Source organism: Hyphobacterium sp., assembly GCF_043584775.1.
Taxonomy (GTDB): Bacteria; Pseudomonadota; Alphaproteobacteria; order Caulobacterales; family Maricaulaceae; genus Hyphobacterium.
This window is the reverse complement of the sequence record NZ_CP121327.1, coordinates 2,473,664-2,487,174: the sequence shown is the minus strand read 5'-3', so window position 1 is coordinate 2,487,174 and position 13,511 is coordinate 2,473,664. Positions and strand designations below refer to the sequence as shown.

The window sequence follows — 13,511 nt, the reverse complement described above, 5'->3', positions numbered from 1 at the left end:
ATGCGTCTGAAAATCTCTCACACAACCCGTTATGACTATGGCCAGCCGATCCTCTACGGCCTTCAACAATTACGGCTGACACCACATTCCTCTTCCTCGCAGCAAATCCTCGACTGGTCGGTCAGCCTTGAGGGTGCGCGGCGGGAAGCATCCTTTCTCGATCAGCATGGCAATCGGGTTGAACTCGTGAGTGTCGAGCCCGGTGCGTCTGCCATCGAGATCACCAGTGTCGGTGAAGTCGAAACAGAAGACAGGGCGGGCGTCGTCGGTGACCATGCCTGTGCCGCACCGCTCTGGTACTTCAAGCGCCAGACCGGATTTACGCAATCGGGGCCGGCTCTGATGAAATTGCTGTCGGGATTTGAGTCCGCCGACCTGAACAGCGTAGAGCGCCTGCACGCGCTGATGGCCTATATCGGCGCACAGATTGTCTATGATACCGACGCCACACATTCGGGGACGACCGCCGAAAGTGCGGCCCGAACCGGGCGCGGTGTTTGCCAGGATCACACCCATATCTTTATCGGCATGGCCCGCGAGCTGGGGTTTCCGGCGCGATATGTCAGCGGCTATCTGATGATGGATGATCGCGTTCAGCAGGAGGCCAGCCACGCCTGGGCGGAGGCCTATGTCGATGGGTTGGGTTGGGTCGGGTTTGATGTGTCCAACAAGATTTCACCGGATGAGCGCTATGTGCGTATCTCCAGCGGGCTAGACTATTCTGAAGCGGCTCCAATTTCCGGATTTATTTATGGCGGCGGCAAGGAATCAATGATTGTCACGCTTCAGGTTCAGCAGTAACGGATGAGCGGAAAAGCTGTTTCTTCGGACACAATGAAATGACTTATTGCGTCGGCATGCGCCTTGATAAAGGCCTTGTTTTTATGTCGGACACCCGGACCAATGCCGGCGTCGACAATGTTTTCACCTTCAACAAGCTCTTCACCTGGGCCACGCCGGGCGAGCGCGTCATCGCCATTCAAACCGCCGGCAATCTCGCGACCACACAGGCGGTTGTGAGCCTCTTGAATGAACGCATGAAGGCACCAGAGGATCGCAACCCCAGCATCCTGGAAGTGCCGACCATGTTCCAGGTGGCCAAACTCGTCGGCGAAACCCTGAAGGAAATTGTCAGGGCCCAGACAGGTGAAGGCCCGGTGAGCGAATCACAGTTCAGCGCCACGATCATTGTCGGCGGTCAGATTGCGGGGTCCGAACCACGCCTCTTTCTGATCTATCCCGAAGGCAATTTCATCGAGGCGTCGAAGGAAAACCCCTATTTCCAGATCGGTGAAGCCAAATATGGCCGGCCGATTCTGGTGCGGGGGTATGATCCGGCCATGACATTCGAGCAGGCTGCAAAACTTTTGCTTCTGTCCTTCGATTCAACGCTAAAGGCCAACCTTTCAGTCGGCATGCCACTGGATTTGTTGGCCTATGAAGCTGATAGCTTTGTCATCGACCGCGCAAAACGGTTTGAAAAGGACGATGCCTATTTTGCGGCTTTGTCCGAGCATTGGGGGAATGCCCTTCGCGAGGCGATTCGTTCGCTTCCCGATTTCAGCTTCTAGCGCCAGATACTCCGCTGAAACAGCATGCTGACTGTCTGGCCGCCTGCAAATTCTGCCGGATGCGCCTTTGTCATTTCAGACCGCGCGCCTATCGTTACCCAAAGCGGGGGATCAATTAATGAAAAACTGGGCATTGGAAATCGAGAAGGCTGCGATACCGATGGCTGATCTCGTCGAGGTGCCGGAACGCGCACTGATCGATGGGGAAGCGCGGCTCAAGATCGATGTTTTCGCCCTGACGGCCAACAATATTACCTATGCGGCGTTTGGCGACGCCATGCGCTATTGGGACTTTTTCCCTGCGGCGGGCGAAGGCATGGGCCGCCTGCCGGTCTGGGGATTCGCTGACGTGTCTGAAAGCCGCCACCCGGACCTACCGGTCGGAGAGCGTATTTACGGCTATTTCCCGGCGGCTTCGGAGTTGATTGTGGCGCCGGCAAAAGTCTCGGCTACAGGCTTTATCGATGCCAGCACCCACCGGGCACATCTGCCACCGGCCTATAATCGTTACATCCGATGCAGTGGCGATGCCGGCTATGATCCGGATCTGGAAGCCGAGCAAATGGTGCTTCAGCCGCTCTATCTGACGGGATGGTTGCTGGCGCGGTATCTTCGCGAGGAGGCGACCTTTGGTGCCAGCCGGGTCTATCTGACCAGCGCGTCCAGTAAAACCGCGATCGGCATGGCGAGATGCCTGAAGGATTCGCCCATTTCCGGCGTGAAGATTTGCGCACTGACCTCAGCGGGTTCACGTGAATTCGTCGACGGTTTGAATTTGTACGACGAGGTACATCTCTATTCCGACATTGATCGCATGCCGGCATCGCGGGCATCCGTTATGGTCGATTTCGCCGGCGACGCCTCTGTGAACCGCGATTTTCACACGCGTTTTGCGGACCAATTGAAAGCCAATATCCGTGTGGGCGGCGCGCATTGGGAACAAAGCGCTCCGGCCAGGAACTTGCCCGGGCCAAAACCGAATTTCTTTTTTGCGCCGGATCATCTTGAAAAGGCGCGAGCGGCATTGGGTCCTGGAGGTTTTCAGGCCGCCTATGGCAAAGACTGGGTGGCATTCGCCAGGTCCGCGAAAAGCTGGCTGCAATTTCGTGAATTCAGCGGCGCTAAAGCCTGCCTTGAAATCTACAACGGTTTGATCGCTGGGGATGCCATGGCACGGGACGGGTTGACCGTGCGGGTATAAAAAAGCCGCCGGCATTGCCGGCGGCTTTCAACACTATGAGGGCTGTATTAGCCGCCAAAACCTTGATCGGGTGACGATGGCCGAACATTGCCGCGATCCAGACCATCATGGCCTTCCTGGGCGTCACGTTCCATTTGTTCCCATTCCTCATCGGTCCGGCAAACACGGTTGCCGAGCCGGGATCCCGTCTGGCGAATGGTACGGCAACGCAGACCGCCTTCCTCGGCCGTCTGGGTTTCCTGCGCCCGTTGTTCCTGAACAACGGCCCGTTCTTCCGCTGTCATTGTGGTGCAGGCGGCAAGCGTAAGCGGCAGTACCGCAAGAAGCGAAATAGTACGAAACATGGTAATCCCCGAAAAGCTGAATTGGCGAAATTAGCCCAGTTAGGTTGTGTGTCCATTGCCCGGCACATGAAAATTCCGTAATCATTTGCGAGAGCGTCGCAAAAGCAAAAGCGCCCGCCGGTGAGGGCGGGCGCAATGCTCGGTATAGGGCGTTGGCTTAGTGATCGCCCTGGATGATCAGGGTCACATTGCCGCTGCCGCGTTGACGCAGCGTACCGCTATTGCCATTTCCGACCTGGATGATCGCACCGGCATTGTTGTTGCCAGCCTGATCGGTCACAGCCGAATTGTTCGACCCCATCTGATACGTGCCAGACAGGTTGTTATTTCCGGTCTGAACCGCCGTTGCACCGTTATTGTAACCCTGTTGGCCAATCACGGCGTCGTTGCGGCGGCCATACTGGTCAACATAGGCGTCATTATAGCTGCCCTGCTGGGCAACCGTTGTGCCGTTATGGCTGCCATCCTGCATGATCAGGATATGCTGGCGATAGCCGTCCTGGCGAAGCGAGGCGCTATTGCGCGTGCCGTACTGACGTCCGGCCACTTCATTCTGAACGCCATACTGGTTCACGCGAACCTCATTGCGGCGGGACTGAGCATCAGCAGCACCGGCCATGCTGACAACGGAAGCGGCGACGAATGCGCCTGCGATCAAGGTACGAAGTTTCATTTCTAGTCTCCTGTCAAACGGGCCGGTGCGGAATTGCTTGACCGGCTATGCCCCCTGTCTAGACGAACCGGCATGAGGCGATCCTGAGCGCCGTATTCATAATGAATTCAGCTACATAAATAGGCGCAAAAGAAAACGCCCGGCGCGGGGCCGGGCGTCAGATCCTCAGGAGGGAGAGGCGGTTAGTAGTTGAAGCGCGAAAAGTTCAGCCGCTGTGTATTGAGCGGCAGATAGGCACGGCCGCGCGGCGGCGTGGCTGGCATGGCCTGCTGATTGATGCCGTCCCGGCAGACCAGGCGGCCCGCAGCGTCGTAAACCCGCAATTCTGCGGCGACCGAGACATCCACGCCGTAGGCGCCTTCATTCAGACGTTCGTCCTGTGGGCGCACGCCATAGGGCGCTTCCGGTCCATAATGCGCAGGGCCCCGATACATTGTCGTCAGATAGTTCCGCGACAGGGTCGACATATAGCGGCTCGGACGAACCTGGCCGGATTGCGACATGTCGAGATAACCGGTCGGCGTAATCTGATAGGCCGTCATTTCCCAATGTCCGGGACGGTCCGCTGCTGCGCTGGCGGTCAGAAAGCCGCTCCCATCACCGGAGTGGCGCACATCCAGTGCGCAATCAGCGGCGCTGGCAGCGCCCGCAGAGATCGCGGCCAAAGCAGCGGCGGAGGCCAGAAGTTTCATCGTAAAGCGTGACATGACAGGCTCCTTTCGTGTTGGCGTGATCAAGTCGAGGGCCAACATGCCTGTTCCCGCCTGACCAGGACGTGAGGTCCGCGTTCACTTTCAATTCAGCCGTAGAAAGAAGCGGCGGTGTGCGCCATTCGGTCTGGAATTGAACAGTGTTTACTCTACTGTAAGCGATAGAGAAATTTCATCGGGGGAATGTGTCTTGGGCAAGGTAGATCCGCTTTACGAAGCAAAAACCTGGGGTAATCGCGCCGCCAATCTTGATATTCTGGCGGACCTGCGCGCCAATGAGCCCTACTAATTCAATCGGAAAGAGGGCTATGTCGATCTCTGGCACCTGACGCGTCACGCCGATATTTTCGAGGTCGAGAAGAATACAGACAGCTTCATCACCGCGCCGCGCATGGTGCTGATGCCGACTGCGCGAGAAGACGAGATCAAGGCCTTTACCGGCGGCACGGTCCACATCATCAAGAGCCTCGTGTCCATCGACAAGCCTGAGCACCCGCCCCTGCGCATGCTGACGCAAGGCTGGTTCATGCCCAAAAACCTGTCCCGGCTTCAGGGGGCGATGGACGCGTCGGCAGAAACGGCGCTGGAGCGCCTGGCAGGATCCGGCGGGGAATGTGACTTCGCCCAGGATATCGCGCTGGAATACCCGCTACGCGTGATCATGGCTGCCATGGGCATCCCTTCCGGCGATTATCCGAAAATGCTCAAGCTGACGCAGGAATTATTCTCCCCCGAAGACCCTGACGTTTCTGCGGATGGAAAAACACAGGAGGAGGTGACGGCGGGCATCATCAATACCTTCCTCGAATTTCACGCCTATTTCACAGCGCTCACCGCGGATCGAAAGGCCAATCCGCGCGATGATCTCGCCAGCCTGATTGCGAATGCCGAGATTGACGGTCAGCCGATCGGCGAGGCCGAGCAGCTTGGCTATTACATCATCGTTGCCACCGCCGGGCACGATACGACCAGCTTCTCGCTGTCAGAAGCCATCTGGCATCTGGCGCAACATCCGGACCTGTTTGCGGAGCTGAAAGCCAATCCGGGTGAAATGTCGAAAAAGATCGTCGAGGAAGCCATTCGTCTTGCCTCACCCGTGCGTCACTTCCTGCGGACCGCAACCGAAGACATCAGGATTGGCGACAAGCAATTCCATGAAGGCGATACGTTGATGCTGTGGTTCCCGTCCGGTAGCCGCGATGAGGCCGTTTTTGACGATCCGGATACGTTCAATCCGCATCGGGATATGTCGACCCGCCACGCCTCTTTCGGACACGGAGCCCATATCTGCCTCGGTATGCACCTGGCGCGGCAGGAAAACGCCGCTTTCCTTGCGCGGATGGCCGAACGCGTGAAATCCATCGAGCTGACCGGCGAGCCGGAATTCAATCATTCGCACTTTGTCGGCGGCATCAAACACTTGCCGGTGAAAATCGAGCTGGAATAGCGCCGGCGAGGAGACGTTATTCGGCCGCCTGACCAATCGGTTCCAATCCCTCACGGCATAGCCAGCGTGACCGGTTCTGACGGGCCGGATTGGCGTTCCATCCGGTGATATCCGCTCCCACCAGGTCGAAATTGACAGGTACGGTCAGCGGGGCATGCGGTACTTCTTCCAGCAGGACTTCTTCCGCTGCCCCGAACAGGCGTTGTCGATCTGCCGCATCGTGGGTGAGTAGTCCGGCCTCGATGAGTGCGTCGTATTCAGGATTGGTCCAGCGGCTGTAATTGATTTCGCCGGCGCGGCTCTCCCACATCAGGAGGGAGGCATAGGGATCGCCATATACCGGCGTCCAGCCATTATTGCCGAAGGTGAAATCGCCAGCCCGCATTGCGGAATAGTGAAACTGTGCGTCGCCGACGCTGATTTCGACAGAGACCCAAGGGGCGATCAGCGCCCAGTCCTGTTGCAAAACCGGCGCAATACGCTGTTGGGATGGCGTGTGTTGATAGACGACGGTCAGCGGATTGTCGGGTCCGTAACCGGCCTCGATCAAAAGGGCTCTCGCCCGTTCCCGCCGTGTCTCCATATTGTCGTCCGCATAGGACAGCCGCAGGCCCGGCGCCGCGTTCGGGACCGCTTCAGAAATCATCCGGAAACTCGGATTGGAGGCACCATTCAGCACTTCATTGGCGATAAAGCGCCGGTCGATTGCCATGGAAAAGGCTTGGCGTACGCGGACATCCACAAACGGTCCCGCCGCCGTATTGAATAGGATGTCTTCGGCAGTATAGCCTGCGGATTCCCGCAGCAATTCACCGTGTTGCTCGCGCAACATGCTGATATTCGACCCCTCAATGTCGGTGTTGAGGTCAAGCTCGCCGGTCCGGACCATGCGTTCACCGGTGACGCGATCGGATACGGGATAATAATAGACGGTATCAAAACAGACCTGGTCGGCCTCGAAGAATTCCGGATTGGCGGTCAATTCGATGAAATTGTTCGTTCGCCACTGCGACAGAATATAGGGTCCGTTCGTGACGATATTTTCGGGTTGAATCCAGGCATCGCCATGAATGTCGTAAACATGGCGAGGCAGCGGGTAGCTGTTATTTACAAGAAAACCCTCAAGATGTGGCATCGGATAGGCCAGCCGTATTTCCAGAGTCTGATCATCCAGCGCTTCAACACCGAGCGCCTCCGGCTGCAGAGAACCGGAAATGACCTCCGCACCGTTTTCGAAAACAAAGTATTTGGAGCTGTTTTCATTGAGTGTCGCCGGCGCCGCCGCCCGCTGCATTCCGGCAGCCACATCATGGGCCGTCACAGGAACACCGTCAGACCATCGGCTATCGCGCAGCGTAAACCGCCAGGTCAGCCCATCGTCCGATGTCTCGGCGTGCGTCACCAGTCCGGGTATGGTGTCGCCAAATTCATTCGCGACATAGAGGCCGGAAAACATGTCCATGATGATCGCAAACTCGACGAGCAAAATCGTCTTTTGAGGATCCAGCGTCAGCGGTTCTCCGTCATTGCCGCGATGCAGCGTTCGGGACTCATCTGAGCCGCCACTGCATGCGGCCAGAAAAGCCGCTGTAAAAACACCTGCAAGCCCAAGAAATTTTGACATGTTTTGCCCCCGCATTCACCTTGGTCAGGATGTTGTCGGGGGTCAAGCAAAAGCCAAGCGAGCGGCAAACTAAACAGAGGTGGCCAGAACGCCATCCAGCCATTTACGCGCCCGGCGATTGGCTGTCCGGCCCTCAGGCACCAATGGCTGGAATATCGGGAAGACATGCCACAGCCCTGTCCAGATCTCGCATGAGACATCGACATCTGCGGCATCAAGACGCTCGAACAGCCGCGTTGTATCATCCAGCAGGACTTCATCCGACCCGGTCTGGATCAGGGTCGGCGGGAAGCCGTCAAAATCGCCAAACAGTGGCGACACACGCGGGTCGGCGAGGTCCATCTCGCCGCCATAAAGGGGGGCGGCCTCTTGTAGCCATTCCGCTTGCAGGAGCGGATCGACGGCATTGTTGGAAAAGGTGTTCTCGCCGCTGACGGTCAGATCACACCAGGGCGAGTAGAGGATGAGCGCATCCGGCAGGGCGTCGCCCAGTTCTTTCAGGCGCAGAGTCAGGGCGAGCGCAAGGCCACCGCCGGCCGAATCTCCGGCGACTACGACGGGGCCTTCGATGCCCTTGCGCATGTCACGATAGGCCGCCAGACAATCATCGACTGCCGCCGGGCACGGATGCTCCGGTGCCAGCCGGTAATCCGGCGCGCGCGTTTTCATGTTCAACGCAGCGGCCAGCCGGGAAATGAAGGGGCGGTGGCTGTAGGCAGAACCCCGGCAATATCCACCGCCATGGATATAGAGAAGCTGCCCGTCTCGCGGCGCTTTCGGACCAAAGACCAGCGTGCGCAGCCCGGCCAGTTGCACATCCGCATACACAATGGACTTGTCCATCGGAATGCGCTTGCCCGTGGCGTCCATGATTTTGCGGCCGACCTCCATGTCGACCTCGGGGCTCAGCCCCTTCGAAGCCCGGCGCGCCATTCGGCGGCCCAGTGCGGTCCGTATTTTCAGGCCAAAGCGTGGTGGAATGGTCTCGATCATCTTGTCCCCCGTTGGACGTTATATTGCCCGCAGGAAGGAGTAGACAACCAGCCCTAAATCGCAGCGCGATTACGGTGGCCGTCCCGTCCCGGTTCAGCTCCAGCGACATGGGCATCCATGAACGATACGAGCGCCTCAAAGCCGAGCGGCCGGGAAATATGATAGCCTTGCGCGATATCGGCACCCAGGGACGCGAGGATGGCGAGGCTCATGGCGTTCTCGACCCCTTCTGCGGTGACCTTCATGCCCAGGCTATGGGCGAGATCGATCGTCGATTTCACGAGCAGGGCATCATTCTCGCGCTGGTCGAGTTTGAGAATGAAGCTCTTGTCGATCTTCAACTCCTCGGCGGGCATGGACCGCACATAGGAGAGAGAGGAGAGCCCTTCGCCGTAATCATCAATCGAGATCATCACGCCAGCTTCCCGGAAGGCATTCATGCTGTCCAGCGCGGTTTCAGGATCATCGATAACGGCCGTTTCCGTGATCTCGAAACACAGGCGCGCCGCGCTTTCTGCCAGCGTCTTCAGCGCCGAGTCGACGAAACGGGAATCCGTCAGCAACCGGCCTGAAATGTTGAGCGAGAAAAGAAGATCGTGTCCGGCCTCGCGTAGGCGATTCTGTTCGGAAATGACCTGTTGCAGCACCCATTCGGTAATCGGCGCAATATGTCCGGTTTCCTCGGCTCGTTCGATGAAGATGTCGGGCCGGACCTGGCCGAATACCGGATCCTTCCAGCGCAACAGGGTTTCAACGCCCGTGACAGATTGCTTGCGAATGTCGAATTTGGGCTGGTGCTCCAGATAGACAGCGCCGGTGCTCAGACCGGAAATCAGCCGGCTCATCATCGACAGTGTCGCACCGGGATCGCCATATGCGTCCGCATCATAACGCGCGGTTCGCTGCCGGCTGGCGCGCGTCGATCGCAGGGTTGCATTGAGGACCAGACTGTTGGCGAGATCGATCCGGGTTGCGCTGACATAGATATCAATGTCGGAATCATCCTGCGCCCCGACTGCGCGGACAATCGCATCGCGATTGGCGTCCTTGTACTGAACGCCCACGGCCACCTGCGGCAGCCAGCTATCCTGACCGTAAACCGCGTCTCCGAAGAGCCGCAGCTTGGCACCGAATACATCCTGCTGGAAGGTAAAACCCTGTCCTAGACCCAGCGCCGCACCGGCATCGCGCGTATCAAACCGCTGCCGTGTATAGGAGAGCTCGAACCGGTCATAGAAACCGATGGCGGCACCATACGTATTGACCGTGAAGTCATTGAGGAAGACAGCGCTGGTATAGGCCGTGCCGCCAATGCCGCGCTCGGTCTCGTTCCCTGTGATCAGCGCTCAGGGCACGATGCCGCCGCCGCCTGCCCCCTCGATATTGGAAATGCCACGTGTCAGCAGCAGTTTTCCACCCGTTTCGATGGATGGCATTTGCGCGGCAGCCTGTCCGGCCAGGGCCAGCAGGGCAATGCCCGCACCCAACCAACGAAGAAAAATCATGAGAGCATCCCGAATTCGCCTGGACCGATGTCTAGCAATCACTCCTTTCCAGACCCTAAAACCTGAATTTCTGTGGGGTTTTTGGGTCAGGGGGCTGGCACCCGCGCGTGCGGCTGACTATATCGGCAGGCCTTGCTTGCCTGTCCGTTCAAAGGATGGGATCAAGCAACCTTCCTTCGGCCCTTGAATCGGTATCGCCATGACACAGAAATTTCCCTCGCTGCCATCGCCCATGTCCATCCCGGCGATCGACACGGAAATTCTGGCGTTCTGGGATGAGGACAAGACGTTCGAGGCGTCGGTGTCTGAACGCCCCGAGCAGGATCAGTTTGTCTTCTATGATGGCCCGCCCTTTGCGAATGGCTTGCCGCACTATGGACACCTGCTGACCGGTTTCGTGAAGGATGTGATCCCGCGCTACCAGACCATGAAAGGAAAGCGCGTCGAGCGCCGCTTTGGCTGGGACACGCATGGCTTGCCGGCCGAACTGGCGGCGGAAAAGGAAATCGGCGTCTCCGGCCGCAAGGCGGTGCTGGATCTCGGTATCGACAAGTTCAATGAGGCCTGCCGGTCCGCCGTCCTGCGCTATACCGAAGACTGGGAGGAATATATCCGCCGGTCCGCGCGCTGGGTCGACATGGAGAATGACTACAAGACGCTGGATGTCTCCTTCATGGAGAGCTGCATCTGGGCGTTCAAGCAGCTCTACGACAAGGGGCTGGTCTACAAGGATTATCGCGTCGTTCCCTATAGCTGGGCGGTCGAATCGCCGTTGTCGAACTTCGAAACGCGGCTGGATAATTCCTATCGCATGCGCACGGATCCGGCCGTCACGGTGGCCTTCCCGCTGACCGATGGCACCGGTTTGCTGGAAGATGCGCGCGTTCTGATCTGGACGACGACACCCTGGACCTTGCCGTCCAACCTCGCCATCGCGGTTGGCGAGGACATCACCTATGCGGTGATGGGTAATGGCTCCGACAAGCTCGTTCTGTCGGCCAATGGCCTGGAAAAATACAATAAAGAGCTCGACGGCTATGAGAAGCTGGGTGAGGTCAAAGGCACAGAGCTGAAAGGCCTGCATTACACGCCGCCCTTTGACTATTTCATCAATCAGGAAAACGCCTTCCAGGTGCTGTCGGGCGACTTCGTCGTTGACGAAGACGGAACGGCCATCGTGCATATGGCGCCGGGATTTGGTGAGGATGACCTGCGCGCCTGCAAGGAGGCCGGTATCGGCGTCGTCGTGCCGGTCGATCACACCGGCAAATACACCAGTGCCATCCCCGACTACGAAGGCATGCTGGTGTTTGACGCCAACAAGCCGATCACCCAGCGTTTGAAGGATGAAGGCAAGCTCATCCGTCACGACACGATCGACCACAATTATCCGCATTGCTGGCGCACGGACGAACCGCTCATCTACAAGGCGGTCGAGTCCTGGTATCTGGAAGTCTCGAAATTCCGCGAGCGCATGGTCGAATTGAACCAGCAGATTGACTGGACGCCCTCGCATGTCAAAGACGGGCTGTTCGGCAATTGGCTCGCCAATGCGCAGGACTGGAATATCTCGCGCTCGCGTTTCTGGGGCACGCCAATCCCGGTCTGGGTGTCGGATAATCCGAATTATCCGCGCGTCGATGTCTATGGCTCGATCGAGGAATTGCAGGCGGATTTCGGCACTGAAGTGACCGACCTTCACCGGCCGTATGTCGATGACCTGGTCCGTCCAAATCCCGACGACCCGACCGGCAAGTCCATGATGCGCCGGGTCGAGGATGTCTTCGATTGCTGGTTTGAATCCGGCTCAATGCCCTATGCGGCCGTGCATTACCCGTTCGAGAACAAGGACTGGTTCGAGGATAATTTTCCGGCCGACTTCATCGTCGAATATGTCGCCCAGACGCGCGGCTGGTTCTACACGCTGATGGTGCTGGGCACGATGCTGTTTGATAGCCCGCCCTTCAAATCGGCCATCTGTCACGGCGTCGTTCTGGACGAAAATCGCCAGAAACTGTCCAAACGCCTGCGCAACTATCCTGATCCGCTGGAATTCTTCGACGATTACGGCTCGGACGTGATGCGCTGGTTCCTGATCTCCTCACCGGTTCTGACCGGGGGCGACCTTCTGGTGCCGAAGGAAGGCCGCGAAGTTGCGGCCGTTCAGCGTGAAGCAATCGCACCGCTCCTGAACGCCTATGCCTTCTTCTCGCTCTATGCGAATCTGGAAGAGCGTAAGCCGCAACTGGTCTCCAGAGCCGATGATGCGCTGGATAAATACATCCTGACCAAGACGGGCGAGCTTGCGGCGGTCGTGGCCGAGCGCCTGGATGCCTATGACGTGCCCGGCGCCTGCCGCGAGACCAAGGCTTTCATGGATGCGCTGACGAACTGGTATATCCGTCGCTCGAGGGCCCGTTTCTGGGGCAGTGAGGATGCGCAGGCGCAGGCCGCCGCGTTTGATACGCTCTACACCGTGCTGGTGCGGGTCTCGCAAATCGTCGCGCCGCTGATGCCGATCGTCGCCGAAAAGCTATACAAGAGCCTGACCGGCGAGCGCTCCGTGCATCTGACGACGTGGCCGACTGCAGATCTCTTCCCGCAGGATCACGACATGGTCGCCGCTATGGATCGCGTCCGTGAAGCTTGTTCGGCAACGCTGGCGGTGCGCGAACGTTTCCGGCTTCGTGTCCGCCTGCCCCTGAAGTCACTGGTCGTGGCGCACCCGGAAGCCATGAGCTTGAAGCCTTATGCCGGCCTGATCGCGGATGAGGTAAATGTCCGCGACGTCATTTTTGCCGAAGACCTAGCCCAATATGGCGAGCTTCAGATGAAGGTGAATCCCGTCATTGGCCGCCGCCTCGGCGCGAAGATGAAAGATGTCATGGTGGCGTCGCGACAGGGCGAGTTTACCCTCAATGATGACGGCACCGCTGTCGTCGCGGGCGAAACGCTGGGCGTGGATGATTTCGAAATGCGTCTGGAAAGCGCTGAGGGCACCGCCGCCGAGCCTTTCGACAAGATCGGCGCCGCCGTGCTGGATGTATCGGTTGATGCCGATCAGGAAAGCGAAGGACTGGCCCGAGACCTCATCCGCGCCGTGCAAACCGCGCGCAAGGAAGCCGATCTCGACGTCTCCGACCGGATTATTCTGGGCGTGGAAGGCGATGACGCCGTGGCCTCGGCCATTTCGGCGCATGGTGAGATGATCAAGACGGAAACGCTGGCCGTTGAATTGATCGCAACGCTTGGCGATGGCTTCACCACCGAAGCCAAGCTGACGGGTCATGTGGCGAAAGTGTCGGTGAAGAAGGCGTAGGCGCGACGCCGTTCGAACATAAACCGTCATTCCGGGGCGCGCCGGAGGCGTAAACCCGGGACCCAATCCGAGATGGTTTTGTTTCCGCATGGGTCCCGGATCAGGCTAGCGCCTGTCCGGGATG

The 13,511-nt window shown here is 58.4% G+C and carries 12 protein-coding genes; 5 read left to right on the top strand and 7 right to left on the bottom strand.

Features of this window, described 5'->3' with window-relative positions; genetic code table 11:
* From P0D52_RS12425 to P0D52_RS12415, 3 genes are all read left to right on the top strand, one after another.
* Positions 1–801 carry a transglutaminase domain-containing protein gene (locus tag P0D52_RS12425; RefSeq protein ID WP_394692967.1) on the top strand — a complete coding sequence of 267 codons (801 nt, stop codon included), beginning with the start codon at positions 1–3 and terminating at the stop codon, positions 799–801.
* Positions 802–839: 38 nt separating this feature from the next.
* Entirely contained in the window at positions 840–1,571 is a 732-nt protein-coding gene (locus P0D52_RS12420) for a peptidase (RefSeq protein WP_394692966.1), read from the top strand.
* A gap of 118 nt (positions 1,572–1,689) precedes the next feature.
* The gene (locus P0D52_RS12415; RefSeq protein WP_394692965.1) at positions 1,690–2,772 is read left to right on the top strand and encodes a DUF2855 family protein; all 1,083 of its coding nucleotides are present in this window, start codon (positions 1,690–1,692) and stop codon (positions 2,770–2,772) included.
* Positions 2,773–2,819: 47 nt separating this feature from the next.
* Here P0D52_RS12415 and P0D52_RS12410 read toward each other — a convergent pair whose 3' ends face one another.
* The 3 genes from P0D52_RS12410 to P0D52_RS12400 form a co-directional block, all read right to left on the bottom strand.
* Positions 2,820–3,116 (bottom strand): hypothetical protein, encoded by a 297-nt coding sequence (locus P0D52_RS12410; protein ID WP_394692964.1) that lies wholly within the window; start codon positions 3,114–3,116, stop codon positions 2,820–2,822.
* A 157-nt stretch (positions 3,117–3,273) separates the two neighbouring features.
* Entirely contained in the window at positions 3,274–3,789 is a 516-nt protein-coding gene (locus P0D52_RS12405; protein WP_394692963.1) for a curlin-associated protein, read from the bottom strand.
* 182 nt (positions 3,790–3,971) lie between these two features.
* Positions 3,972–4,496 carry a hypothetical protein gene (locus tag P0D52_RS12400; protein WP_394692962.1) on the bottom strand — a complete coding sequence of 175 codons (525 nt, stop codon included), beginning with the start codon at positions 4,494–4,496 and terminating at the stop codon, positions 3,972–3,974.
* A gap of 403 nt (positions 4,497–4,899) precedes the next feature.
* On the opposite strand from P0D52_RS12400, the gene P0D52_RS12395 reads away from it, so the two are divergent.
* Positions 4,900–5,946, top strand: a complete 1,047-nt coding sequence (locus P0D52_RS12395; protein ID WP_394692961.1) for a cytochrome P450 — start codon at positions 4,900–4,902, stop codon at positions 5,944–5,946.
* A gap of 16 nt (positions 5,947–5,962) precedes the next feature.
* On the opposite strand, the gene P0D52_RS12390 is transcribed toward P0D52_RS12395, so the two are convergent.
* From P0D52_RS12390 to P0D52_RS12375, 4 genes are all read right to left on the bottom strand, one after another.
* Positions 5,963–7,570 carry a peptide ABC transporter substrate-binding protein gene (locus P0D52_RS12390; RefSeq protein WP_394692960.1) on the bottom strand — a complete coding sequence of 536 codons (1,608 nt, stop codon included), beginning with the start codon at positions 7,568–7,570 and terminating at the stop codon, positions 5,963–5,965.
* A gap of 69 nt (positions 7,571–7,639) precedes the next feature.
* Positions 7,640–8,563 carry an alpha/beta hydrolase gene (locus P0D52_RS12385; RefSeq protein WP_394692959.1) on the bottom strand — a complete coding sequence of 308 codons (924 nt, stop codon included), beginning with the start codon at positions 8,561–8,563 and terminating at the stop codon, positions 7,640–7,642.
* A 53-nt stretch (positions 8,564–8,616) separates the two neighbouring features.
* Positions 8,617–9,903, bottom strand: coding sequence for a DUF3034 family protein (locus tag P0D52_RS12380; RefSeq protein ID WP_394694794.1), 1,287 nt, complete (start codon positions 9,901–9,903; stop codon positions 8,617–8,619).
* 6 nt (positions 9,904–9,909) lie between these two features.
* The gene (locus tag P0D52_RS12375; protein WP_394692958.1) at positions 9,910–10,068 is read right to left on the bottom strand and encodes a hypothetical protein; all 159 of its coding nucleotides are present in this window, start codon (positions 10,066–10,068) and stop codon (positions 9,910–9,912) included.
* A 199-nt stretch (positions 10,069–10,267) separates the two neighbouring features.
* On the opposite strand from P0D52_RS12375, the gene ileS reads away from it, so the two are divergent.
* Positions 10,268–13,387, top strand: coding sequence for an isoleucine--tRNA ligase (gene ileS, locus P0D52_RS12370; RefSeq protein WP_394692957.1), 3,120 nt, complete (start codon positions 10,268–10,270; stop codon positions 13,385–13,387).
* Positions 13,388–13,511 lie beyond the last annotated feature (124 nt).

Excerpts from the sequence above, each read along its gene's own strand:
- P0D52_RS12420 (WP_394692966.1), top strand. The coding sequence starts at position 840 with ATGACTTATTGCGTCGGCATGCGCCTTGATAAAGGCCTTGTTTTTATG.
- P0D52_RS12375 (WP_394692958.1), bottom strand. The coding sequence starts at position 10,068 with ATGATTTTTCTTCGTTGGTTGGGTGCGGGCATTGCCCTGCTGGCCCTG.
- ileS (WP_394692957.1), top strand. The coding sequence starts at position 10,268 with ATGACACAGAAATTTCCCTCGCTGCCATCGCCCATGTCCATCCCGGCG.
- P0D52_RS12400 (WP_394692962.1), bottom strand. The coding sequence starts at position 4,496 with ATGTCACGCTTTACGATGAAACTTCTGGCCTCCGCCGCTGCTTTGGCC.
- P0D52_RS12390 (WP_394692960.1), bottom strand. The coding sequence starts at position 7,570 with ATGTCAAAATTTCTTGGGCTTGCAGGTGTTTTTACAGCGGCTTTTCTG.
- P0D52_RS12395 (WP_394692961.1), top strand. The coding sequence starts at position 4,900 with ATGCCGACTGCGCGAGAAGACGAGATCAAGGCCTTTACCGGCGGCACG.
- P0D52_RS12405 (WP_394692963.1), bottom strand. The coding sequence starts at position 3,789 with ATGAAACTTCGTACCTTGATCGCAGGCGCATTCGTCGCCGCTTCCGTT.
- P0D52_RS12410 (WP_394692964.1), bottom strand. The coding sequence starts at position 3,116 with ATGTTTCGTACTATTTCGCTTCTTGCGGTACTGCCGCTTACGCTTGCC.
- P0D52_RS12415 (WP_394692965.1), top strand. The coding sequence starts at position 1,690 with ATGAAAAACTGGGCATTGGAAATCGAGAAGGCTGCGATACCGATGGCT.
- P0D52_RS12425 (WP_394692967.1), top strand. The coding sequence starts at position 1 with ATGCGTCTGAAAATCTCTCACACAACCCGTTATGACTATGGCCAGCCG.
- P0D52_RS12385 (WP_394692959.1), bottom strand. The coding sequence starts at position 8,563 with ATGATCGAGACCATTCCACCACGCTTTGGCCTGAAAATACGGACCGCA.